The sequence below is a fragment of the Segatella copri DSM 18205 genome (genome assembly GCF_025151535.1).
Taxonomy (GTDB): domain Bacteria; phylum Bacteroidota; class Bacteroidia; order Bacteroidales; family Bacteroidaceae; genus Prevotella; species Prevotella copri.
This window is the reverse complement of sequence record NZ_CP102288.1, coordinates 845,636-869,705: the sequence shown is the minus strand read 5'-3', so window position 1 is coordinate 869,705 and position 24,070 is coordinate 845,636. Positions and strand designations below refer to the sequence as shown.

Annotated in this window: 16 protein-coding genes and 2 tRNA genes; 8 read left to right on the top strand and 10 right to left on the bottom strand. The window is 44.9% G+C overall.

The annotated features are described in order from the left end of the window. The first annotated feature begins 78 nt into the window (after positions 1-78). The 4 genes from NQ544_RS03485 to rpiB all read left to right on the top strand — a co-directional run bounded on the left by NQ544_RS03485 (position 79) and on the right by rpiB (position 6,053). Positions 79-1,671 carry a xylulokinase gene (locus NQ544_RS03485; protein WP_006846780.1) on the top strand — a complete coding sequence of 531 codons (1,593 nt, stop codon included), beginning with the start codon at positions 79-81 and terminating at the stop codon, positions 1,669-1,671. A 79-nt stretch (positions 1,672-1,750) separates the two neighbouring features. Then, positions 1,751-3,325 carry an alpha-N-arabinofuranosidase gene (locus NQ544_RS03480; protein ID WP_006846781.1) on the top strand — a complete coding sequence of 525 codons (1,575 nt, stop codon included), beginning with the start codon at positions 1,751-1,753 and terminating at the stop codon, positions 3,323-3,325. Positions 3,326-3,431: 106 nt separating this feature from the next. Beyond that, positions 3,432-5,453 (top strand): transketolase family protein, encoded by a 2,022-nt coding sequence (locus NQ544_RS03475; protein ID WP_006846782.1) that lies wholly within the window; start codon positions 3,432-3,434, stop codon positions 5,451-5,453. A 156-nt stretch (positions 5,454-5,609) separates the two neighbouring features. Next, positions 5,610-6,053 (top strand): ribose 5-phosphate isomerase B, encoded by a 444-nt coding sequence (gene rpiB / locus NQ544_RS03470; RefSeq protein WP_006846783.1) that lies wholly within the window; start codon positions 5,610-5,612, stop codon positions 6,051-6,053. A 98-nt stretch (positions 6,054-6,151) separates the two neighbouring features. On the opposite strand, the gene NQ544_RS03465 is transcribed toward rpiB, so the two are convergent. From NQ544_RS03465 to gyrA, 10 genes are all read right to left on the bottom strand, one after another. Further along, the gene (locus NQ544_RS03465) at positions 6,152-6,385 is read right to left on the bottom strand and encodes a DUF2442 domain-containing protein (protein ID WP_006846784.1); all 234 of its coding nucleotides are present in this window, start codon (positions 6,383-6,385) and stop codon (positions 6,152-6,154) included. A gap of 26 nt (positions 6,386-6,411) precedes the next feature. Continuing rightward, entirely contained in the window at positions 6,412-9,612 is a 3,201-nt protein-coding gene (locus tag NQ544_RS03460; protein ID WP_006846785.1) for a type ISP restriction/modification enzyme, read from the bottom strand. Then, positions 9,600-10,661, bottom strand: coding sequence for a DNA cytosine methyltransferase (locus NQ544_RS03455; RefSeq protein WP_006846786.1), 1,062 nt, complete (start codon positions 10,659-10,661; stop codon positions 9,600-9,602). The genes NQ544_RS03460 and NQ544_RS03455 overlap by 13 nt, the downstream gene beginning before the upstream one ends. Next, positions 10,654-11,793 (bottom strand): DNA cytosine methyltransferase, encoded by a 1,140-nt coding sequence (locus NQ544_RS03450; protein WP_006846787.1) that lies wholly within the window; start codon positions 11,791-11,793, stop codon positions 10,654-10,656. Before NQ544_RS03450 ends, NQ544_RS03455 begins: the two co-directional genes overlap by 8 nt. 55 nt (positions 11,794-11,848) lie before the next feature. Beyond that, a complete protein-coding gene (locus tag NQ544_RS03445; RefSeq protein WP_006846788.1) occupies positions 11,849-12,058 on the bottom strand; it encodes a helix-turn-helix domain-containing protein in 210 nt (69 codons plus the stop codon). Between the two features lie 346 nt (positions 12,059-12,404). After that, complete coding sequence (locus NQ544_RS03440) at positions 12,405-12,542, bottom strand: hypothetical protein (RefSeq protein WP_006846789.1); 138 nt, start codon at positions 12,540-12,542, stop codon at positions 12,405-12,407. Between the two features lie 26 nt (positions 12,543-12,568). Then, on the bottom strand, positions 12,569-12,904 hold the full coding sequence (locus NQ544_RS03435) for a type II toxin-antitoxin system RelE/ParE family toxin (RefSeq protein WP_006846790.1): 336 nt from the start codon (positions 12,902-12,904) through the stop codon (positions 12,569-12,571). Beyond that, positions 12,894-13,154 (bottom strand): hypothetical protein, encoded by a 261-nt coding sequence (locus NQ544_RS03430; RefSeq protein ID WP_006846791.1) that lies wholly within the window; start codon positions 13,152-13,154, stop codon positions 12,894-12,896. Before NQ544_RS03430 ends, NQ544_RS03435 begins: the two co-directional genes overlap by 11 nt. A gap of 952 nt (positions 13,155-14,106) precedes the next feature. Further along, the gene (locus NQ544_RS03425) at positions 14,107-15,315 is read right to left on the bottom strand and encodes a hypothetical protein (protein ID WP_006846793.1); all 1,209 of its coding nucleotides are present in this window, start codon (positions 15,313-15,315) and stop codon (positions 14,107-14,109) included. Between the two features lie 53 nt (positions 15,316-15,368). After that, positions 15,369-18,005: a DNA gyrase subunit A gene (gene gyrA / locus NQ544_RS03420; RefSeq protein ID WP_006846794.1), complete on the bottom strand. Its 2,637-nt coding sequence runs from the start codon at positions 18,003-18,005 to the stop codon at positions 15,369-15,371. Between the two features lie 284 nt (positions 18,006-18,289). Here gyrA and NQ544_RS03415 point away from each other — a divergent pair, with 284 nt between their 5' ends. From NQ544_RS03415 to NQ544_RS03400, 4 genes are all read left to right on the top strand, one after another. Further along, on the top strand, positions 18,290-20,968 hold the full coding sequence (locus tag NQ544_RS03415; RefSeq protein WP_006846795.1) for an ATP-dependent Clp protease ATP-binding subunit: 2,679 nt from the start codon (positions 18,290-18,292) through the stop codon (positions 20,966-20,968). A gap of 164 nt (positions 20,969-21,132) precedes the next feature. Next, a tRNA-Thr gene (locus NQ544_RS03410) sits at positions 21,133-21,205 on the top strand. 32 nt (positions 21,206-21,237) lie between these two features. Beyond that, positions 21,238-21,308, top strand: a tRNA-Gly gene (locus NQ544_RS03405). Positions 21,309-21,436: 128 nt separating this feature from the next. Then, positions 21,437-24,040, top strand: a complete 2,604-nt coding sequence (locus NQ544_RS03400; RefSeq protein WP_006846796.1) for an SLBB domain-containing protein — start codon at positions 21,437-21,439, stop codon at positions 24,038-24,040. Positions 24,041-24,070 lie beyond the last annotated feature (30 nt).

Genomic DNA, 24,070 nt, shown 5'->3' with positions numbered 1-24,070 from the left:
AAGTGAAGAGTGAAGAACGAAGAGTGAAGAATTCCATTGCTTTTCTCTTTGTTCCTTACATTAAAGAAAGAATCAATAATGAGCGCAAAAACTATTATAGAATCAGGTAAGGCCATTCTCGGTATCGAGTTTGGCTCTACCAGAATCAAGGCTGTCTTGATCGACACCGACAACAACCCTATCGCACAGGGTAGCTTTGAGTGGGAAAACCAGTTGGTTGATGGTCTCTGGACTTACAGCATCGACACAATCTGGAAAGGTTTGCAGGATTGTTATGCCGACCTCCGCAAGAACGTGAAGGCTGAGTACGACTGCGAAATCAAGCAGTTGGCTGCCATCGGTATTTCTGCGATGATGCACGGCTACATGGCTTTCGGTAAGGATGAGAACATTCTCGTTCCTTTCCGCACATGGCGTAACACCAATACAGCCAAGGCCGCAGCTGAACTTTCAGAGCTCTTCCACTTCAACATCCCATTGCGTTGGAGTATCTCTCACGTATATCAGGCTATCCTGAATGGTGAGGACCACATCAACAAGATTGACTTCCTTACCACTCTCGCCGGTTATATCCACTGGCAGCTCACAGGCAAGAAGGTTTTGGGCGTAGGCGATGCATCAGGTATGCTCCCTATCGACTCTAACACCAACAACTACGATGCAGAGATGGTAGCTAAGTTCGATAAGCTCATCGAGCCTAAGAACCTGGGCTGGAAGATTCTCGACATTCTCCCAGAGGTACTGAACGCAGGCGAAGATGCTGGCGTATTGACCGAGGAAGGTGCAAAGAAGCTCGACCCATCAGGCGCACTCCAGGCAGGCACCCCACTCTGTCCTCCAGAAGGTGATGCAGGTACTGGTATGGTAGCTACCAACGCTGTACGTCAGCGTACAGGTAACGTCAGTGCAGGTACATCTTCTTTCTCTATGATTGTATTGGAGAAAGCCTTGAGCCAACCTTACGAAGTCATTGATATGGTGACTACTCCAGACGGCAGCCCTGTAGCAATGGTTCACTGTAACAACTGTACTTCCGACCTCAATGCATGGGTAGGTTTGTTCAAGCAATATCAGGAGTTGCTCGGTGTTCCAGTAGATATGAACGAGGTATTCGGCAAGCTCTACAACCACGCTCTTGAAGGCGATGCTGATTGCGGAGGATTGATTGCTTACAACTATATCTCTGGTGAGCCTGTAACAGGTCTTGCAGAAGGTCGCCCTATGTTCGTACGTTCTGCCAACGACCACTTCAACCTTGCCAACTTCATGCGTGCCAACCTCTATGCTTCAGTAGCTGTATTGAAGATTGGTAACGATGTATTGTTCAAGGACGAGAAGGTACAGGTAGATCGCATCACAGGTCATGGCGGTTTGTTCAAGACCAAGGGTGTAGGTCAGCGCATCCTCGCTGCAGCCATTAACTCCCCTATCTCTGTCATGGAGACAGCAGGCGAAGGTGGTGCATGGGGTATCGCCCTGCTCGCAGGTTATCTCGTTAACAACGAAGAGAAGTTGAGCCTGGCAGATTATCTCGACAAGAAGGTATTTGCAGGCAATACTGGTGTAGAGATTGCACCTACTGCCGAAGATGTAGCCGGTTTTGATAAATATATTGAAACCTACAAGGCTGGTCTTGCTATCGAAAAGGCAGCAATTGAGAACAAAAAGTAAATAAAAGATAAATACGTTTGTGGGGATTCTACCTCCACAAACGTATTATACTAAAAATCGACAACAATTAATAAGAACAATGATGAAGAAACTATTCGCTACCACATTGCTTTCAACAGCAGTTGCATTCTCAGCTCAAGCTCAGGATGTAACAGGAACAATCCATGCCAACCAGGGAACACAGAAAATCAATAAAGAGATTTATGGCCAGTTTGCCGAGCATCTCGGAAGTTGTATCTATGGTGGTCTTTGGGTAGGTCCTGATTCTAAGATTCCTAACACTCAGGGTTACCGCAACGACGTGCTCCAAGCCCTCAAGGACCTGAAAGTACCTGTATTAAGATGGCCTGGAGGATGCTTCGCTGACGAGTATCACTGGATGGATGGTATCGGTCCACGTGAGAAGCGACCAAAGATGCAGAACAACAACTGGGGTGGAACCATTGAGGACAACTCTTTTGGTACACACGAGTTTCTGAATCTCTGCGAGATGTTGGGTTGCGAGCCTTACATCAGCGGTAACGTGGGTTCCGGCACTGTTGAGGAATTGGCAAAGTGGGTGGAATATATGACCAGCGATGGAGATACTCCTATGGCAAAACTCCGCCGACAGAACGGCCGCGACAAGGCCTGGAAGGTAAAATACCTCGGTGTTGGTAACGAAAGTTGGGGCTGCGGTGGCAACATGCGTCCTGAGTATTATTCAGATCTCTTCCGCCGCTACTCTGTTTATTGCCGCAACTATGACGGAAACCAGCTCTATAAGATTGCATCTGGAGCGAGCGATTACGATTATAACTGGACTAAGGTATTGATGGACCGCATCGGCAACCGTGCCAACGCCATCTCTCTACATTATTATACAGTAACAGGCTGGACAGGCAGCAAGGGTTCTGCCACCAAGTTCAACAATGAGGATTACTACTGGACCATGGGCAAGGCGCTCGGCATAGAAGATGTCATCAAGAAGCACGAGGCTATCATGGACAAGGCTGATCCAAAGAAGCAGGTAGCCCTCCTCGTTGACGAATGGGGAACCTGGTGGGATGAGGAGCCTGGCACTATCAAGGGCCACCTCTATCAGCAGAACTGTATGCGCGATGCCTTCGTTGCTGCGCTCTCGCTGAATGTATTCCACCGCCATACAGAGCGTGTGAAGATGACCAATATCGCACAGATTGTCAACGTACTCCAGTCAATGATCCTGACAGATACAAAGGGAACAGGTCACATGGTTCTGACTCCAACCTATCATGTATTCAACATGTACAAGGACTTCCAGGAGGCAACCTATCTCCCAATGGATGTAAAGTGCGACTCTATGGATGTTCGCGGCGATGATCACGCAAGAGATGGAAGAAAGATTCCATTGGTATCTACTTCAGCAGCCAAGAAGGCAGATGGAACCATTGTGGTTGCTCTTGCCAATGTCAGCCTTGACAAGGCTCAGCAGGTAGAGTTTAATCTGGATGGTGCAGCTGCTCCGAAAACTGTAACAGGACAGATTCTTTCCTGCAACAAGGTGAGCGATTACAACGACTTCGCACACCCGGATGTAGTGAAGCCTGCAGTTTTTAAGGATGCAAAAGTAAAGAAAAACACCCTTAAAGTAAAAATTCCTGCAAAATCTATCGTAGTTTTGAAAATAAAATAGTATTTTTGAAGGCGAAAAAAGGAAGTATCCTTCTTTTGAGTAGCCTTCAGAGCTAGAAAAACAAGAATATTTCAGCAGAAATAACAACAATAATAAATATAAAATTATGAACGACATTAAAGTAATGAATCATGCAGCTGATAACATCCGTATCTTGGCTGCTTCAATGGTAGAAAAGGCAAATTCCGGTCACCCAGGTGGTGCTATGGGTGGTTCTGACTTCATCAACGTGCTCTTCTCTGAGTACCTGGTTTATGATCCATCAGATCCAACATGGACAGGTCGTGACCGTTTCTTCCTCGACCCAGGTCACATGAGTCCAATGCTCTATGCAGGTTTGGCTTTGCGTGGTTTCTTCTCAATGGAAGACCTCAAGCAGTTCCGCCAGTGGGGTTCTGTAACTCCTGGTCACCCAGAGCTCGACCTTGAGCGTGGTATCGAGAACTCATCTGGTCCTCTCGGTCAGGGTCATGCCCTCGCAGCTGGTGCAGCTGTTGCAGAGAAGTTCCTCGAGGCTCGTCTGGGTTCAACCATGATGCAGCACAAGATCTACGCATACATCTCTGATGGTGCTGTAGAGGAAGAGATTTCTCAGGGTGTTGGTCGTATCGCCGGTAACCTCGGTCTGAACAACCTCATCATGTTCTACGATTCTAACGACATCCAGCTCTCTACAGAGTGTGGCGTTGTAATGAACGAGGATACAGAGATGAAGTACAAGGCTTGGGGCTGGAATGTCATCAAGATCAACGGTAACGACGTAGCTCAGATTCGTGAGGCGCTCGATGCTGCCCAGAAGGAGCAGGACCGTCCTACCCTCATCATCGGTAAGACCGTAATGGGTAAGGGTGCTCTCCGCGCAGACGGCACAAGCTACGAGGCTTGCATCAATACTCACGGTGCTCCTCTCGGTGGCGACGCTTACGTTAATACCATCAAGCACCTCGGTGGTGATCCTGAGAATCCATTCGTTATCTTCGACGATGTAAAGGAAATCTACGCTAAGCGTGCTGAGGAGTTGAAGAAGATCGTAGCTGAGCGCAAGGCTGCAGAGGCTGAGTGGCGCAAGGCTAACCCAGAGAAGGCTGCCCAGATGGATGAGTGGTTCAGCGGCAAGGCTCCTAAGGTAGACTGGAGCAAGGTTGAGCAGAAGGCTGGTTCAGCTACACGTGCAGCATCAGCTGCCTGTCTCGGTGTTTTGGCAGAGCAGGTTCCTAACATGATCTGTGCTTCTGCTGACCTTTCTAACTCTGATAAGACAGATGGTTTCTTGAAGAAGACCAAGAGCATCGTTCGTGGTGATTTCTCAGGTGCTTTCTTTCAGGCAGGTGTTGCTGAGTTGACAATGGCTGATATGTGTATCGGTATGATGCTCCACGGTGGTGTGGTTGCAGCAATGGGTACATTCTTCGTATTCTCTGATTATATGAAGCCAGCTGTTCGTATCGCTGCCCTGATGCAGGTTCCAGTGAAGTTCATCTGGACTCACGATGCATTCCGCGTTGGTGAGGATGGACCTACTCACGAGCCAGTTGAGCAGGAGGCACAGATCCGCTTGATGGAGAAGTTGAAGAACCACGCAGGTAAGGACAGCGTTCGCGTATTCCGTCCAGCTGATGCTGACGAGACTACAGTTTGCTGGAAGCTCGCTATGGAGAATGTTGAGACTCCTACAGCTTTGATCTTCTCTCGCCAGGGCATCGCTAAATTGCCAGAGGGAACAGACTATGAGCAGGCAGCCAAGGGTGCTTACATCGTAGCAGGCAGCGACGAGAATCCAGACGTTATCCTCGTAGCTAGCGGTTCTGAGGTTTCTACATTGGAGGCTGGTTGCGAGGCTTTGCGTGCCGACGGCATCAAGGTTCGCGTGGTAAGTGCTCCATCAGAGGGCTTGTTCCGCGGTCAGAGCAAGGAGTATCAGGAGAGCGTATTGCCAAAGAACGCTAAGATCTTCGGTATGACTGCCGGTCTTCCTGTAACACTCCAGGGTCTCGTAGGCGCTAATGGTAAGGTTTGGGGTATGGAGAGCTTCGGTTTCTCAGCTCCTTACAAGGTACTTGATGAGAAGCTCGGTTACACAGGCGAGAACGTTTACAAGCAGGTAAAGGCTTTCTTGGCAGAGGCTTAATTAGCATAAACTAAACAGGAGTTGGAAGCTGGAGTTGGAGATTTTGCCGGATGGCAGATTTCCATTTCCGGCATCCGACTCCTTTCACTCTTTTAACATTAACCTTGTGAAGGATAAGGGTTTACCCCGTTTTCTTCACTTAAAAACTTAAGTATTATGGAAGTAAAGACAGTTGGTATTGCATGCGATCACGCAGGTTTTCCATTGAAGCAATTTGTATTGGAATATTTGGAAAAGAAGGGTTATCCTGTAAAGGATTATGGTACATACAGCGATGCGAGTGTAGACTATCCTGACTTCGGTCATGCTCTTGCTAAAGGCATTGAGAGCGGCGAAGTATATCCAGGTATCGGCATTTGCGGCAGCGGCGAAGGTATCGCCATGACATTGAATAAACATCAGGGTGTACGTGCCGGATTGGCATGGTGCAAGGAGATTGCTCATTTGGTTCGTCAGCACAACGATGCCAACGTATTGGTACTTCCAGGTCGTTTCGTAGACAACAAGACCGCCGAGGCTATTCTCGACGAGTTCTTTGCCACAACATTCGAGGGTGGCCGTCACGAGCGTCGCGTCAAGAAGATTCCTGTTCAGCAGTAAAGTTCTGAATGGATAAAAAAGAATTAAGGCTGAGTCATCGCATGATGGCTCAGCCTATTTTTATGGAAAGGCAGACTGTCTTTCAACCTAAGAAATCTTTAAGCCATAACACCATTATCATAGAGATATTCCGGAGCAATATCAGCTCCATTATACCAGAAGATAGTTTGGTCTAGTCCGAATTGAACGAACTTTTTCTTGTCCTTCAATTCTGCAAATGCCGGATATTTCAACAGAGGCTGCAAATCAACCTTCTTCGTCACTCCGTCATTAAATGTACAAAGAAGAGTATAATCTCCTAAATAATCTACATCTTTAACTGTTAGTATCATAATCTTCAATTTTTAACGTTGTACTGCTATTTAATTGGCTTTATTAATTCTCCTTTGAGAATCTTTTTCATGATACCATCACTTATTGCTGCTTCTGTCTGATATTCTGCTATTCTTCCAATTAAATTGAAGAGATCATGAATATCTTCGTTCGAGCATACTTTACGATAATAGGCATAACGATGATACTTAAGCCATTGTTCTATGATGTTGTAACCTGAGGCTTCAAATCGCAAGATGGTGTCAGAAACACCGACGGAAACAATTGCAGATTCATGTTCGTCAAGAAGGATGATTTTTCCTTCTGATATCTGATAATCAGACAGTTTAAACTCCTGATAATTGTTAGATGAAACATTTTCTAATACAGTTATCAATGTAGATTCCTTAGCTTTGTATTCCTTGCGTTCTATATTTGCCATATTCTTTCCTACTTTCGCCATTGATTCAAACAATGATTTGTCAGAAGTTATTGGAATAGATGCCCATTCCCCAGCAACCGTATGCAACTTACCTTCAAATGCCTTCATATAGAAGTTGGAATTCAAAGATGCATAGGAATAGTAAACAATCTCATCTGTCAACTGGTTAACAGATTCCCCAAATATTGCAACAAGCCGTTGAAGCAAATTCTTATTAATATTAGTAACGGCTTTACCTTCCCATTCTTTTCCTCCAGCTTTGTACTCTGGGAAACGATTGCAGAAGATGTGAGCATTCCCGCGTGTGGCGAGATCATTATCAGGAATATACCAACAGAAAGATGAGAATTTCTTGATTACAGGACTTATATCTGCAGGTGCTGGAGCAACTGCGAAACCAAAAACTCCCTCATCGCTGTAGGCGGCTTGTACCTCCGGACGTTCACGCATCCCCCCTCCTGGCGTATTCCTCAAAGCATCCATTAAAGAATTATCTAATATTAAACTTGCAGTAAGGAACGGTCGAAAGGAATAATCAACAATCCTCATATCACTATTCGCAAGGGCTTTTTTAACCTCATGCGTAAGTTTCTTCTGTGCAGGTGGTTTCATTTGACCTTTGTACCAACAATCCTTAATTTGCTCGTATGTATTGTTTTCGTCAGCAATGAAACGGCTACGTCTTTTCAATGTACCCTTAGAAAAATGCACAAGCAGATGTGTAGGTGCAAGTTTTAATCCAGAGCAATCACGATCAAAGATGGCAGGTTCATATTCTGACTTCAAATGCCAGAACTTAGAATACAACTCTTCATTAACATCTAATGTAGGCTTGAAAAGGTATCTCTTGCCTATTTTAACATCTTCCCAATCAGCCAAATCGACATTTGCATTAAAGAATTCAATCTTTTCACGTTTGCTGAGTGGATAAATACATTTGTAGTGAATATGAGGAATTGATAAATCCAGTTCTCTAAGCGTACCAACAAGCAACAATCTTCCTTGAAGCGTATTGAATAGGTTTTCTGCATTATGACCTGCTCGATTATCAACATCAAAATCTAATACCCACATTTCGCTAACATGTTCTACCAAATACTTTCGGGCGTTTACAAATGATTCGTTCTGCGCAAACGTGGATGGAAGAACAAGTGCGAAGATGGAAGGACGACTCTTCTCTGCCTTAAACAGACACCAACGCAGAAACTTAGTCATTTCGTTTGCCAATTGCTTCTGTTTGTTTGAACGCCCCTTACGAACTTTCGGACGGAAATCGTTCATAAGTTTTGCAATAATCTTTCCCTCGTTGTTGATGTCAACAGAATCAGAACAAGGTGGATTACCAATTATGATAGTCAACGGTGGTTCTGAGAGTTTCTTGGCTTTTCGTTGTTCATTCAAAAAAAAGGTGGAAACGACATCGCTTGCTCTTCCTTCTATATGTGTTTGTTTGAAAGTAGAATCACTCAACGTATTTGTAAGAACAACTACAATATCAGTATTGTCGGTAACGTCTAACATTGAAATACGATAGTTGGCTAAAGCATATGGAACAGGTAAAATCTCAAATCCAATAATCTTAGAGCCTTCAAGAAGGGGCATCTTGTTGAGAACAGCTTCGATAAATGTGCCAGTACCACAGCAAGGATCAACAACCTTGATGGCTTTATCACGTACATTTTCTCCTGGCAATACAGACGGCAGGATTGCATCAACAAACTTTGCTGCGTACTCTGCCAATGGCATAGGGGTATACCATGCCCCAAAGTCATTTCTTGTCTTGCCATCGTAAGCAGCAAGAAATGACTCATAGAGTTCATGAAAATTAGGAGTGGTAATCTGATGCTCCGACAAGCGAATGCAAGAAAGCATGCGTCTAGTATTGTCATACCAAATACCTATTTTACTGAATGGGGAATTAAGTTCATCTGCAAGTGCATTTACAAGGGTTTTGAAAGGTTGTAGACGTAAAGCTTGTGTCTTAAATGAAGGTGAATTCCAAAAGACCTGTAACTTTTGGTACTTATCGGCTGGTGTGATGTCCTTTTCGTTTACATAACGATGGGCATAAAGTAAGCCAAATGCAAGTATTTGTGCAACAAATCCTGCAAATGTATGATTATCGGCAAGCGACTTGTCATGACTCTTAGCGGCTACATCCCACAAATGCTTCAACGAAATGATTGTTTTTCTTTCAGTTTCATTTTCTGCCTCATCTTCATTAATGTCGAGGATTCCTTCTAAATCCTCACAAAGGTGCTTAGCACGTTTAGACAATTCGGCAACAAGTTGTTTCTCACTAATAGTTCTGAACCCTTCCTTTTTGAAAAAATTCTTGAACATAGGGAATATGTCCGAATTTAATTCTGGCGCATTCCAATTGATAGGCTTTTTACAGACAGATATAAGAGATGATGTCTTATTGGGATAATACACAATGAAGTCGATCCCATCTGTAAGAATCACCGGATTGCCCAAATACAGATAACGCTTTACCTGTCTTTCATAATCGACAGGATTAAGAACAACATTTGGATTGAAGCTCTTTGCTTCTACATAACCATAGATTCCCATTGTGTCCTTATTGCAGAACAACCAATCAGGACGACCATATTTTCCTTGCTGACGAGGCTCAAAGATTCTATCAATCTTACGATCTATGAATCCAGACATCTGCACGAGAAAATCATCTAATGCTGGACGAAACGAAAGCTCCGGTGTAGCATTACCTGTGGCAATAGCTGTTTCGTAGTCATTGCCAAGTCGCTTTACATATTCTGCTAGTATTTTATTCAATTGTTCCATTTGTCAAGACATTTTTTTATTTGTAATCCTACTGCCATAGCCATAGCTACTGGAACAGCGTTGCCTATTTGGCGTGCTACTTCAACTTTATTTCCCACAAAAACAAAATCTGCGGGGAACGTTTGCAGTATAGCCCCCTCGCGTAGTGAAATACTTCGGTTCTGTTCAGGATGCCCAAACATCCCACGTGTGAAACTATCAAAGCGTGCAGTTATAGTAGGAGCAACATCATCCCACGGCATTCTACCATATACATTTCTATGCCCAATTAATTTAGAACTTACCTTATGACAATCTGCAAGTAGTTCAGGAGGAAGAAAATCGCGACCTTGCCCAGGTTTAAGTGCCTGCAATCGCGCAATATTTTTTGCAGACAACCTATCTCTACGATGCAAGGAAATGTGCGGATGATCGCTTCCATCTTCAGGCGGTTCTGGAAGATATGCAATTGCTTCTCTTACCGTGATTTTATGTTCTTGTGGCTTTGGATATTCAAAGAGTGGAATTTTATGATCCTTCCTCTCACCAACTATTACAACCCTTTTCCTGCGCTGAGGGACGCCATAATCTTGTGCATCGAGTATCTTTTCATGAATGAAATATCCACTTTTCTCAACCTTTTCCAGGGCACTATGCAGAATATTTTTACCTCTTTTACCTTCTATACCAGGAACATTCTCGAGTATGAACATCTTTGGCCGAATAGCAATAACCTTGCTGATATACTCCTCAACAAGATGATTACGTTCGTCAAGGTCTGCTCCGATTCTTTGGACAGAAAAGCCTTGGCACGGAGGACCGCCGGCTAACAAATCAAGTTCGCCAGATTTGAGGTTTAGCGATTTCAACAGCTCTGCTGTTTCTACGTCATAAATATCACGCGTTTCTGCTTTATGATTTTTAAAATACTCAGGGTTCGCTTTTATGGTAGCTATCGCTTTTGCCTCAATATCAAAACTATAGAGAATATCAAAGCCTGCCTGAATTAGACCAAGGCACAATCCACCTGCCCCGCAGAAGCAATCTATGCATTTATATTTTTTATTCATTGTTTTCTTGCGTTTTAATTGTTAATGCTATTTGTGTGGCAATTGCTAATGCTAGTAGAGGGGGAACGGCTTCTCCGATTTGCTTAAAGGCGTCTCCCAAACTACCATTCCAAAGATAACCATCAGGAAAACTTTGCAAGCGAGCGACTTCACGTATGGTCAATCCTCTGTTCTGTTCAGGATGGGAGTATCTACCACTTGCCGGATTTCTGGCATATTGTGTGATAGTTATAGAGGGTTTATCCCATCTTAATCGTCCGTAAACATCGCTAAAGCCATTTACTTTGTCCAAACATTTTGGACCAACCCCTTTGGGGCGACTTCCACCATCATGGGGTACTTGTGCTATTACATCAATTGTACTTTGTTTATGGGTCGAGCAACGATGGTACCTATCAACCATTGGAATTTGGTGTCTTGCATCCACATGTGGTAAATCGGCAATAGCATCACGTACTGTCTTGTATTCCTCTACGGATAGCATTTCGTCAGGCAGTACAAAATTCTTATATTTTGAAGCTACAATTATAGCTCTAATTCTTGCTTGAGGAACACCAAATCCTGCAGCATTGTAAACCCGTTGGACCACATAATAGCCGTTCTGGATGAACACGTTTTTAGCTTCCTCGTAGTGCATCTTATATTTGCCAGTAAGAATTTCTGGCACATTCTCCATAACCACAAAATCAGGATTAAGATTTACAGCAATGTCAGAGAAGTAACCAATTAAAGTGTTTCTTTTGTCTTCTGGCTTATCGCTATCCTTTTTGCGATGAGCGGAAAAGCCTTGACATGGAGCGCATCCAATTACTACTAAAGGACGTTTTTTATTTATCTTGAAGGTTTGTTGAACCACATTTGAATTTGGTGATATGGTTGTAATGTCAGCGTTCATCACAGGAGTTCCATAATTCAACTCATACGTCTTTAATGAAGTACTATTGATATCCACACCACCTATGATTCGGAAGTACTCCTGCAAAGAGGCAAATCCTAAAGACATTCCACCACCGCAACAGAAAAAGTCAATTACATCAAAAGCTGCCTCAGAAGTTCTTTTCGCCTGAGGCTGCCATTGGTTGAGAGACTCCTGCCCCTTACGAAATAGCTGTGTAAATGTATAATTTGACATTATTCTTTAAGATAAAGTGAAACAATTAGCAGTAGCCCTATTACAAATTAGAGGTTCAATCCTCTTCTTTTGTATTGTTGAGCAAACTTCTTACGTCAACATCTAATATTTTTGCGATTTTGTTCAAAGTAACCAAGTCTGGCTGAATACTATTACTACACCATTTACTAACAGTACAATTTGATTTACCCAACTGTCCTGCAAGCCATTTGCCAGTCTTGCCACATTCCACAAGCACAACTTTTAGTCTGTTGAGATTTGTCATATCGAATCAAATGTTTTAATTTTGATGCAAAAGTAATAAAATTCTATGAGAAATACGATTGTTGTCCTTGCAAAATCATACCGTAAATCTTATTTATAAATAGTCCAATCAAACAAATACCATTAAAAGCCTGTAAAACCCATTAAGATTTCACACCATTCGATTTTCATTTTCTGTATACTTCAATTCAACAAACTCCCAAAATCGAGAAAATGCCAGATTTAACCTAAGGATACTAACACCCTCTCTTTTAAAAGAAAGTTATAACGCAATCTGTTTGAATTGTATTTACTCTACATGGATGCTTCTTACTAATCTTTTGCATATCTACAAAGATTATAAAAGTTTAGCAAGGGCGTACAGAAACTACCTTTGCCACATGTCCCTCAGGAATTCCTGGTACTACTATCGAATAGCTAACAGGATATTTCTTTTCAAACTCCTCAATAGGAAGAGTGAATATTTTTAATTTCTTTTCCTTCATAATTTACTCCTTTCTTCAATAGCATATCAAACTAAGCCATTCTTCTTCAACAAATCTGTCAATTCTTTCCCCTTTATAGTACTCCGCTCCGATTTATCATAAATATAAAGCAAGCCGAGACCATCCTTTATATCGGCTAACACAACTGTTATAATACGGGCACCGCCACTTTTACCAGTTCCTTTCGATTTAATAGCCATACGAACCTTACGCAAGCCGCCACCTAAATCTGCACCCAAAGAGGGGGAAGAACTTAACTCATTCATCAATTCCTTCAAATCAGATTTAAACGACTTATAGCGCTTATTCAATCGTTTAGCTTCCTTTTCAAAAGAAGGGAAAGTAAATATCTTACAACTCATTCAGCACGTCCTCCAATGGTTTAAGCTCTAGCTTTCCTTCACGATAGGACTTCAGCTCATGGAGGGCATTGTCGAAACCCGAGAGTATTTCTTCTTTAGTCATACAAGGCTCTTCTTGAACCATACACGCCTCATTTGCCTCTTTATTTGCAAAGAGGTTTCTTATCCTATCCAAAAGATGGATATCTTGTGTATTAAGCACCTGACGAATAATATCATTCTGTGCTGCTTGTATATTTAATGCTGTCATACAAAATCCTTTTTAAAAATTTGCTTTCTAAATACCGAATATCACTTATTTCATGCAAAAATACACAGAAGTTTTCAAAATACCAAATATTTTCTGGCAAATCTATAAAAAAGCTGGTATTTCCTTTGATTTTCAGCGAATTATTAGTATTATTGCATTATTAAATACACGCAAGCGTATGATATCAAAGGATAATGCGTAAGATACAATCGCAGAATACGGAAGAAGTTGTCGGAAAAGACAGATGAAGTTGTCGGAAAAGATAGTATAGGTTCCTGGAGAAGTAAGTTCCGTAGGCCGCACAACAGCTGTTGTGCGCTTGCATAACAGCTGATATGCGCTCGCACAACACCTGTTGTGCATGCGCAGACCAGCTGATGGGCGCCTACAGCAAACCAACATTAGTCACAGATGGTTTTATCTATCTGTTTTGTAAAAACTTATAACCGGATTTTTGATATTGATTACTATACAATCTAGAGATAGAAATAGAGCTATTAAGCACTTCATTTGCCATATTACCTGTTTTTCTATAAGAGAAAAATCTATAGTTGTACGACTATAACCCCTATAGTCGTACAACTGTAGAGCTATGGTTGTACAACTATAACACCTATAGTCGTACAACCGTAGAGTTATGGTCGTACAACTATAGGTCATTTAGCCGTACAACTAAAGAATCTGTGCAAAAGCCGTTTACCAACAATCACATAACTTCCTGTTTATCAAGATATTGTGATTTTCTGTCATATTTTCAATATTCACAGCAAAATAAAAGCAGGATGAAAATACGGGAATCTCAGCTGGGTATTTGTCAAAAAAACTATAGTCATATTCCGATCAATACTTTGGTAAAACTGAGAACAATTCACTATCTCAAAGAAACAAAAAAAGGGATGCCACGCTAGGTGACATCCCCCTATGAGAATCAAATACTTTTGAAGCTTAAACTTTACTTGCTCTCAGCCTCAGCCTGCTTGGTCTCTGCTGCGTTAGGACCATAGTAGCCATAGTAAGCCTGGTAACGGGTGTAACCCCAGTTAGCCTGAGCCTTCTCTGGATCGAGCTGCTTAGCCTTGTCGAGAACCTTGATAGCCTCCTGGTAAACAACCTTGCGGCCGTTAGGATCCTGCAAGTTACCAGCCTTGCTGTTGTAGCAAGCACCCAGATAAGTAAGAACAACTACGTTATCCTCCTTTGCAGCAAGAGCCTGCTTCAAACACTTGATAGCGTTGTCAGCATCGTTCTTCTGGATATACATCATACCCTTGTTGGCAAGAGCTACGAAGTTGTTAGGGTTCTTTGCAATAGCTGCGTCCAAAAGTTCAGTCTGCTCCTTCTCCATCTTCAATGAAGTGTACATAGAGTTCAAACCATCGAGAACAACCTCATTGGTCTCGTCCTTTGCAAAGATGTCCTTGAGCTTGTTAACATAGGCAAGAGAATCCTCGTGAGTCTTCAAGCCGTCCTTCATCACATAGAGCTTGAGGTTGAGGGCATCCTTAGCCTCCTTCTCACTCTTCATGGCGATGTCGCAATACTTCTCGCAACGGGCAACATCCTTAGCCTGGTATGCATAACGGGCTGCAAAGAGAGCAACCTGACCGATATACTCATTCTCGCTATCCTTCTGCTTCTGGTCTATAGAAGCGAAGAGAGGCTCATTGTCTGTATCGAGGAATGTACCCCAATACTTCAATACCTCATCAGCCTTACTGTTCTGAGCTGCAGTCTGACCCGCATTAACGAGCTGAACACGAGCACCCCATACACGGCTAGCGTTGTTGTTAAACTTAGGAGCAACCTTACCCTTAGCGTTAGGAAGCTGGTCGTACTTGTAGCACTCAATAGCATTGATCAATGCATTGTAAGCGCCCTCAGACATAGCAACCTCGTCAACCGGGTCGTTCTTCTTCATGATCTGATTGGTCTGCTGGATGCTCTGCTGGTCGTTGAACTGCTTCATAGCGAGATCAACGAGCTTGTTGTAAGCCTTGGCCTTCTCTGCATCGTTAGCCATCTGACCCAAATTCTGCTTAACCAAAGCCTCAGCCTCGGCATAAGACTTAGCCTTCATGACAGCCTTGAGAGCGTCACTGTCGCCTGCGAATGCTGATGTGGCACCTAGTACCATCATTGCAGCTACTAAAAACTTTTTCATTTTTCTTAATGAGTTTAAAAGTTGTTGTTATTTATTTTTACGCGTCTTTTCTTTTATTCGAAATCTACGTTGCCCGAATCGGTATCCTCAGCTTCAGATGCTTCGTCAGCGAGATGAGCCTCAGCCTCGGCAGCCTCTTCGGCAGTCTTGGCACCAACGGTATCATTCTCTATCTCCTCGCTCTTCTTTGCCCAAGCAGAACGGCTCTCCTCTTCTACAGAAGCCTCGAGCTCAGAACTCATCACCTTGCATACGCTGGCAATGACATCATTCTTCTTGGCAAGGTTGATGAGGCGTACACCCTGGGTAGCACGGCCCATGACACGGCAATCGGCTACGGCAAGACGAATCACGATACCACTCTGGTTGATAATCATGAGGTCGTTATCATCGGTTACGTTCTTGATAGCTACCAGTCGACCGGTCTTGTCGGTAATATTCAGTGTCTTCACACCCTTACCGCCACGCTTGGTAACGCGGTAATCGAGTACGTCAGAACGCTTACCATAACCCTGCTCGCTCACTACCATCACGGTTTCCTTCTCAGGATCGTTGACAACAATCATACCTACTACGGCATCATCACCCTCATCGAGGCGCATACCACGAACACCGGTAGATGTACGGCCCATTGTACGAATCTCGTTCTCGTCGAAACGGACAGCACGACCATTGCGGTTGGCAATAATCAGCTCGTTATGACCATTTGTCAGACGAACATCTACCACCTCATCGCCCTCTACGATGTTGATAGCAATCACACCGTTGGCACGTGGACGGGAATATGCCTCCAGACAGGTCTTCTTCACCGTACCATTCTTGGTAGCGAAGACTACATAATGGTTGTTGATGAACTCAGCGTCGTTCAAGCCTCTGAGGCGGAGGAATGCATTCACCTGGTCATCGCTCTCGATGTTGAGGAGGTTCTGGATAGCACGACCCTTGGAGTTGCGGTCACCCTCTGGAATCTCATAACACTTCAACCAGTAGCAGCGGCCCTTCTTTGTGAAGAACAGCATGGTCTGGTGCATGGTAGCAGGATAGATATACTCGGTGAAGTCCTTATCACGGGTACGGGCACCCTTAGAACCTACTCCACCACGAGCCTGCTCACGGAACTCTGACAATGGGGTGCGCTTGATATATCCGAGATGACTCACGGTGATAACCACTGGGTCGTTTGGATAGAAGTCTTCTGGATTGAACTCATGGTCATCTGGCTTAATCATGGTACGACGTGCGTCACCATACTTCTCCTTCACCTCGTTAAGTTCATCCTTCATTACCTTCTTGCAGAGCTCAGGATCGTTCAGAATCTGGTTCAAGTAGTCGATAGTCTTCATCAACTCGTTGAATTCATTGTGCAACTGCTCCAGACGCAAGCCTGTCAACTGGCTGAGGCGCATATCCACAATGGCCTTACTCTGAAGTTCATCGAGTTCGAAGCGCTTCTCCAAGTTGCGCTGAGCATCAGAAGGAGTCTTGCTGGCTCTGATAATATGTACCACCTCGTCGATGTTGTCGCAGGCAATGATCAAGCCCTCGAGAATATGAGCACGCTCCTGAGCCTTCTTCAGTTCGAACTGGGTGCGGCGGATCGTAACATCATGACGATGCTCTACGAAATACTTCACACACTCCTTCAAGCTCAAAAGACGTGGACGGCCATTAACAAGAGCGATGCAATTCACTGAGAATGAACTCTGAAGAGCTGTCAGCTTAAAGAGTTTGTTCAAAAGAACATTAGCATTGGCATCACGCTTCACATCAACAACGATACGCATACCCTGACGGCCAGACTCATCGTTTACGTTAGCGATGCCATCTACTCGGCCTTCCTTGGCAAGGTCAGCAATAGCCATCACGAGCTGCTCCTTGTTAACGCCATAAGGTATCTCGGTGATAACAATCTTATCATGGTTTTCACTACTTTCAATCTCGGCAGTGGCACGAACCACGATTCTGCCTCGACCCGTTTCGTATGCATCCTTCACTCCCTGGATACCATAGATGGTAGCACCGGTTGGGAAGTCAGGAGCAGGAATATACTGCATCAATCCATCGGTGTCGATGTCAGGATTATCGATATATGCACAGCAACCGTCAATTACCTCACCCAGGTTGTGGGTAGGCATATTGGTAGCCATACCTACTGCAATACCGTTACCACCATTTACCAGAAGATTAGGAATCTTGGTAGGCATCACGGTAGGTTCCTGCAGGGTATCATCGAAGTTGTTGGTCATATCAACCGTTTCCTTGTCAAGGTCATCCATGATATGCTCACCCATCTTGGAGAGGCGGCACTCTGTATAACGCATGGCAGCAGGAGAGTCACCGTCAACAGAACCGAAGTTACCCTGTCCGTCAATCAAGGTATAACGCATGTTCCACTCCTGTCCCATACGCACCAGAGCGCCGTAAACAGAAGAGTCGCCGTGAGGGTGATACTTACCGAGCACCTCACCAACAACACGCGCACATTTCTTATAAGGTTTGTCACTGGTGTTTCCAATACCGAGCATACCGTAAAGAATACGGCGGTGCACAGGCTTGAAACCATCGCGTACATCAGGGAGGGCACGAGCCACGATAACTGACATCGAATAATCGATGTAGCTCGACTTCATCTCCTCCTCAATGTTGATCTTCATGATTCTATCATGATCCATTGTCTGATTTTCGTCCATTTCTTATATTAATGTATTATTGTTTATTCATTACTTTCAAAACGCCTGTTTTCCATCCGGAAATCGCGTTTAAGGGCATTTCCTTGCGTTCTAAGCCGTTTTACCCTTTTGAATTTCCCGACAAAGATACAAAAAAAAATGATACCAAAACGCTTTAGAGGCGAAAAATCGCATTATTTTAGCATTATTTGTATTTTAACAATGCAAAAAAGTTGGCATATCATTTGCTATTATTGAAAATAATGTGTACTTTTGCACTGAAATATTTAAAAATATAAGCAAATATGATAAATCCGTTTTCACATATACAGGACATACTGAAAAGAAGTAGCAAAGAAGCAGCACGCACCATGGGAAGAGAAATCAGCGTGGAGCATCTGATGCTGAGTCTGATCAGCCAGAACGACAGCGATGTCAACAAGCTCCTGAAGGGCGCAGACATCAGTCCGATGGCTTTCAGCGGAGTCCTTAACAGCAAACTGGAAAAGCGTGTGGAAGAAACTCCTGCCGATAACGTGAAGGAGAACACCCACATCCCATTCAGCCAGATAACAGACAGCATTATCAGAGACTCTATCCGCGAGGCAAACAACTACGAGCACTCCAAGATTGTAGAGCCAAGACATCTGCTGCTTGCCATCTTGAGAAATGACAAGAACCCTGTAGCCAACTGGCTGAGTCAACTGGGTTTAAGCTACGACCGTGCCATCGAAATGCTCTATCCTACTGACAAGGATGAAGAGCAGAAGACAGAAGAGCCGAAGGATTTCAAAATGGAACCCCAAACACCAGATTCAGAAATCCCTGATGCTGACAGGCAAGAGGAAGCAGAGAATCTGGAGATGGCAGGTGGAATAGAAGCAGAAGATGACTACAACGAGCAGAACGACATGATGGAAACTGACGAAGAGCCATTCGATATGGAAAAGGACCAGAACCCGATGAGACTGTCTACCCGTCCAAATGGAACTCCGCGCAAAAAGAGCAGCACCCCTACCATCGACAAATTCAGTTTCGACCTGACCAAGGCTGCAGCCGAAGGAAAATTGGATCCTGTCGTGGGCAGAGAGAAGGAGATTCAGCGCGTGCTCGAGATTCTGGGTCGCAGAAAGAAGAACAACCCAGTATTAATAGGTGAACCGGGCGTAGGAAAGAGTGCCATCGTAGAAGGACTGGCACAGCTCATCAACAACCAGGAAACATCGCCTATGTTCTTCAACAAGCGTCTGGTAAGTCTCGACCTGACTGCCATCGTTGCAGGAACCAAATTCCGCGGACAGTTTGAAGAGCGCATCAAGAATGTCATCAAGGAACTGGAGAACCATCCGGAGATCATCATCTTCATAGATGAGATTCACACCATGATAGGCGCCGGTTCCGGCGAAGGAAGCATGGATGCTGCCAACATTCTGAAACCAGCCCTGGCAAGAGGTATCATCCAGTGTATCGGTGCCACCACGCTCGATGAGTATCGCAAGAGCATTGAGAAGGACGGAGCCTTGGAGCGCCGTTTCCAGAAGGTTCTCGTTGAACCTACTACACGCGAAGAGACCCTGCTGATACTGCACAATATCAAGCAACATTACGAGAAGCATCACTGTGTGAGATATACAGACGAGGCTCTCGAGGCATGTGTCAAACTGACAGAGCGCTATATCACCGACCGCCACTTCCCAGACAAGGCTATCGACGTGATAGATGAAGCCGGCTCGCGCGTACATATTAATAATGCAAGTGTTCCTGCTCCATATATCAAGCTGGAAAAAGAACTGAAAAAGATAATCAGCAAGAAGCAGCAGGCTGTAGCAAATCAGAACTTCGAGATGGCTGCCTCATGCAGAGATGCCCAGACCAAGATCGAGAAAGAGATTGAGGACATGAAGGCGCAATGGCAGCAGGGAGAGATTGGCGAATATGTTGAGGTGACAGCCGAAGACATTGCCAACGTTATCAGCATGATGACCGGCGTACCGGCTCAACGCATGGCAGAGGGTGAAAGCAAACGTCTGAAAGATCTGGAACACAACCTGAAGCACAAGGTGATTGCTCAGGATAATGCCATCAACAAGATGGTAAAGACCATTCTGAGGAACCGTGTAGGCTTGCGCGACCCTAACCATCCTATTGGCGTATTCATGTTCCTGGGTCCTACGGGTGTAGGTAAGACCTATCTTGCCCAGAAACTTGCCGAGGAAATGTTTGGTTCGAAAGATTCACTCATCAGAATAGACATGAGCGAATTCTCCGAGAGTTTCAACACCTCACGTCTGGTAGGTGCACCTCCAGGATACGTAGGCTATAACGAAGGTGGACAGCTGACCGAAAAGGTACGCCGCAAACCATACAGCATCGTATTGCTCGACGAAATAGAGAAAGCCAACAGCAAGGTATTCAACCTGCTCTTACAGGTACTCGACGAAGGCAGACTCACCGATGGCAACGGCCGACTCATCGATTTCCGCAACACCATCATCATCATGACCTCTAATGCAGGAACCCGCCAGCTGAAAGATTTCGGCAGAGGCGTCGGCTTTACTTCTGCAGGTATAAAAGGCGGATTGGCGATGGATGAGAAAGACAAGGAGTATGCCCGCAGCATCGTCCAGAAGAGTCTGAGCAAGCAGTTTGCTCCAGAGTTTCTGAACCGCCTCGATGACATCATCACCTTCGACCAGCTGGATCTCAATGCCATCAAGCGCATCATCGACCTCGACCTGGAAGGACTGGTCAAGAGAATAGAAGAACTGGGATTCCATTTCCAGATTACCGAAAAGGCAAAGGAGATGGTAGCCAAGAAGGGATACGATGTACAGTTTGGTGCCCGCCCACTCCGCCGCGCCATCCAGACCTACATCGAAGATTCCGTTTGCGAGATGTTACTCGATGGCACAATGAAGCCAGGCGACACCATCTCGGTAGGCAAAAATTCGAAAAAAGAAGAATTGACATTCAAGAAAGTATAATCTGAAGAGGGACTATCCACTGGCGATAGTCCCTCTTTTATTATGACCCCGGCAAAGTATCTAACGAACTTTAGTTAATAAGAGTTAACCACGAGAAAAGTTTAGGCAATAATTTCTTATTTCAAAAAATATTCATTACCTTTGCATCTGCTTTCGGGCAAAAAGCCATGATGGCTCAGTTGGTAGAGCAACGCATTCGTAATGCGTGGGTCGCGGGTTCGAGTCCCGCTCGTGGCTCTTTCTTGTGAAAGGAGTTAGTATTTTCCTTCGCGAGATTAGCACATCGGTAGTGCACGGGCTTCCCAAGCCTGTGAGGCGGGTTCGACTCCCGTATCTCGCTCAGAACATCAGTAACCCAGGGTTCAGCCCTGGGTTTCTTGTTTTATTAACATCTTTTCAATCTTCTACTACAACAAAATAACTCATTTCGAGTTATTATATAAATTAAACTAAGATAAAAGAATAATAATGAAGAAACATATCATACTTGTACTGGCGCTCGTCCTGTCTTCAGGGCCTCTTTTCGCACAGAGTTCACACATGACCGATGATCAGGTCATGAGCTTTGTAGTGAAAGAACATGAGCGTGGCACAGCCAATTCGCAGATTGTTACCAAACTGATGCAGAAGGGCGTAGACATCTCCCAGATTCGACGTGTACGCAATAAGTATCAGAAGATGTCGCAGCAGAACGAGCTCTACAGCACAACCGCTGCAGGAAATGCAGGCAACAAGAGAATGCGGACCAACAATGGTAAGCAAAGAGAAGATTACCAGGACAAGGAAAAAGAGAAACAGGCTTCAACCTATAGCAATTATCGCATCCAGAGCAAGCAGAACGACAGCTACTACTCATCTTATGATGAAACCAACCCAGATTATGACGATTTCAGCAAGGAAATGAACGCCCTGGTACCCGATACCGCTACCATGGTAAAACAGCTGCAGGCTGAGCTCAACCAGAAGCGCAGTAAGGTTTTCGGCCGTGACATCTTCAATAACAAAGACCTCAGTTTCGAGCCAAATATGAACATCGCTACCCCACAGAACTATCGTCTGGGGCCTGGCGATGCCGTCATCATAGATATCTATGGCGCCTCTCAGAAAACCATCGAGAGCACCGTTTCGCCAGATGGTGAAGTAACCATCGAGGGTTATGGACCGGTCAGCGTTTCAGGCTTAACCGTAGCTCAGGCTAATGCCCGCCTGCGCAATACCGTGGGCAGCAGATACCGTTCAAGCCGCATCAAGCTTACCGTAGGACAGACCAAGACCATCATGGTAAACGTAATGGGCGAGGTTAAGATTCCGGGCACCTATACCCTCTCAGCCTTCGCTACCGTATTCCATGCACTCTACATGGCTGGCGGAACCAACGATCTGGGTACATTGCGAAACATCAAGGTATACAGACACAACAAACTGGTAACGGTTGTTGATATCTACGACTATATTCTGAACGGCAAACTGACGGGTAATGTCCGTCTTGCCGACAACGATGTCATCGTAGTAGGTCCATACGATTGTCTCGTAACCATCGCCGGAAAGGTTAAGCGCCCGATGATTTACGAAATGAAGAAGAACGAGAGCGTCAATTCCCTTCTGAAGTATTCCGGCGGTTTTACAGGCGATGCTTATAAGAAATCAGTAAGACTGAACCGCAAGACCGGCAGAGAACGTGCCGTATATAATATAGAAGAGTTCGACTTCTCCAGTTTCCGTATCGATGACGGCGACTCAATCAGCGTAGACAGCATCCTGCCACGCTACGCCAACACCGTAGAGGTGAAAGGAGCCGTATTCCGTCCTGGCATGTACAACCTGGGCGAGCAGATCAACAGCGTACGCACTCTGATAGAGCATGCCGAAGGATTAACAGAGGAAGCCTTCACCAACCGTGCCGTTATGCACCGCATGAAGTCAGACCGCTCACTCGAAGTAGTAAGTGTAGACATTGCCGGCATTATGAACGGCAAGACTCCAGATATCCCATTGAAGGAAAACGATGTTCTCTTCATCCCTACCCGACAGGAAAAGATTGTAGAGCGCACCCTCACCATCCGTGGCGAAGTGCAGTATCCAGGCGTCTATCAATATGCCGACAATGAGACCCTCGAAGACTTCGTTCTTCAGGCAGGCGGCTTGACCGACAAGGCTTCAACCGTTAATGTAATGGTAAGCCGTAGAGTAATGGATGCCAAGGCTTTACGTCCAGATAGCATTATCGCCAAGACCTACACCCTATCTCTTAAAGACGGCTTCGTTATCGACGGCACCCCTGGCTTCAAGCTGATGCCATTTGATGAAGTAATGATCCGTCAGAGTCCGGCTTATGTAGAGCAGCAGAACGTATCGATTACCGGTGAAGTGATGTTTGCCGGTCTCTATACATTAGACCGTCGCAACGCCCGCCTGAGTGAACTCTTCAAGAAGGCAGGTGGAGCTACCGACCAGGCATATCTCAAGGGAGCCCGCATCATCCGCAAAGCCAACGAACAAGAGAAGCAGCGCATGGAGGCAGTATTGAAGATGCAGCGCGAAGAGATGCAGAAAAATCTTCTGCAGCTAGCCTCCAGCAGCAACAATGCCAGTGCCATCTCGCAGACCTCTAAGGATGTAGAACGCACCAACATAGAGAAGTTCAATGTACCTAGCGAATACCCTGTAGGTATTGATCTTCCAGAAGCACTGGCGAACCCAGGCAGTGATGCCGACATCATCTTGCGCGAGGGTGACCGTCTGGTCATTCCTCAGTACAATGGTACGGTAAAGATCAACGGTGCTGTAATGTTTGCCAATACGGTAGCCTACGAAAAGGGCAAGAAGCCAAGCTACTACATCGACCAGGCAGGTGGTTTTGCCTCAGATGCATTAAAGAGCAAAGCATACATCATCTATATGAATGGCAAGGTAGCCAAGCTCTCTCATGGTGCCAAAGTGCAGCCAGGCAGCGAGATTGTCATCCCAGCCAAGCTGAAGCGCAAGATGAGTACCGCCGAAATGATGAGTATGGGAAGCAGCATGAGCAGCATCGCCGCCATGATTGCTACGATTGCCAATATGAATAAGTAAGAATAATCAAACACCTATAAAAAAGGAGTC

Excerpts from the sequence above, each read along its gene's own strand:
- NQ544_RS03485 (WP_006846780.1), top strand. The coding sequence starts at position 79 with ATGAGCGCAAAAACTATTATAGAATCAGGTAAGGCCATTCTCGGTATC.
- NQ544_RS03480 (WP_006846781.1), top strand. The coding sequence starts at position 1,751 with ATGATGAAGAAACTATTCGCTACCACATTGCTTTCAACAGCAGTTGCA.
- NQ544_RS03475 (WP_006846782.1), top strand. The coding sequence starts at position 3,432 with ATGAACGACATTAAAGTAATGAATCATGCAGCTGATAACATCCGTATC.
- rpiB (WP_006846783.1), top strand. The coding sequence starts at position 5,610 with ATGGAAGTAAAGACAGTTGGTATTGCATGCGATCACGCAGGTTTTCCA.
- NQ544_RS03465 (WP_006846784.1), bottom strand. The coding sequence starts at position 6,385 with ATGATACTAACAGTTAAAGATGTAGATTATTTAGGAGATTATACTCTT.
- NQ544_RS03460 (WP_006846785.1), bottom strand. The coding sequence starts at position 9,612 with ATGGAACAATTGAATAAAATACTAGCAGAATATGTAAAGCGACTTGGC.
- NQ544_RS03455 (WP_006846786.1), bottom strand. The coding sequence starts at position 10,661 with ATGAATAAAAAATATAAATGCATAGATTGCTTCTGCGGGGCAGGTGGA.
- NQ544_RS03450 (WP_006846787.1), bottom strand. The coding sequence starts at position 11,793 with ATGTCAAATTATACATTTACACAGCTATTTCGTAAGGGGCAGGAGTCT.
- NQ544_RS03445 (WP_006846788.1), bottom strand. The coding sequence starts at position 12,058 with ATGACAAATCTCAACAGACTAAAAGTTGTGCTTGTGGAATGTGGCAAG.
- NQ544_RS03440 (WP_006846789.1), bottom strand. The coding sequence starts at position 12,542 with ATGAAGGAAAAGAAATTAAAAATATTCACTCTTCCTATTGAGGAGTTT.
- NQ544_RS03435 (WP_006846790.1), bottom strand. The coding sequence starts at position 12,904 with ATGAGTTGTAAGATATTTACTTTCCCTTCTTTTGAAAAGGAAGCTAAA.
- NQ544_RS03430 (WP_006846791.1), bottom strand. The coding sequence starts at position 13,154 with ATGACAGCATTAAATATACAAGCAGCACAGAATGATATTATTCGTCAG.
- NQ544_RS03425 (WP_006846793.1), bottom strand. The coding sequence starts at position 15,315 with ATGAAAAAGTTTTTAGTAGCTGCAATGATGGTACTAGGTGCCACATCA.
- gyrA (WP_006846794.1), bottom strand. The coding sequence starts at position 18,005 with ATGGACGAAAATCAGACAATGGATCATGATAGAATCATGAAGATCAAC.
- NQ544_RS03415 (WP_006846795.1), top strand. The coding sequence starts at position 18,290 with ATGATAAATCCGTTTTCACATATACAGGACATACTGAAAAGAAGTAGC.
- NQ544_RS03400 (WP_006846796.1), top strand. The coding sequence starts at position 21,437 with ATGAAGAAACATATCATACTTGTACTGGCGCTCGTCCTGTCTTCAGGG.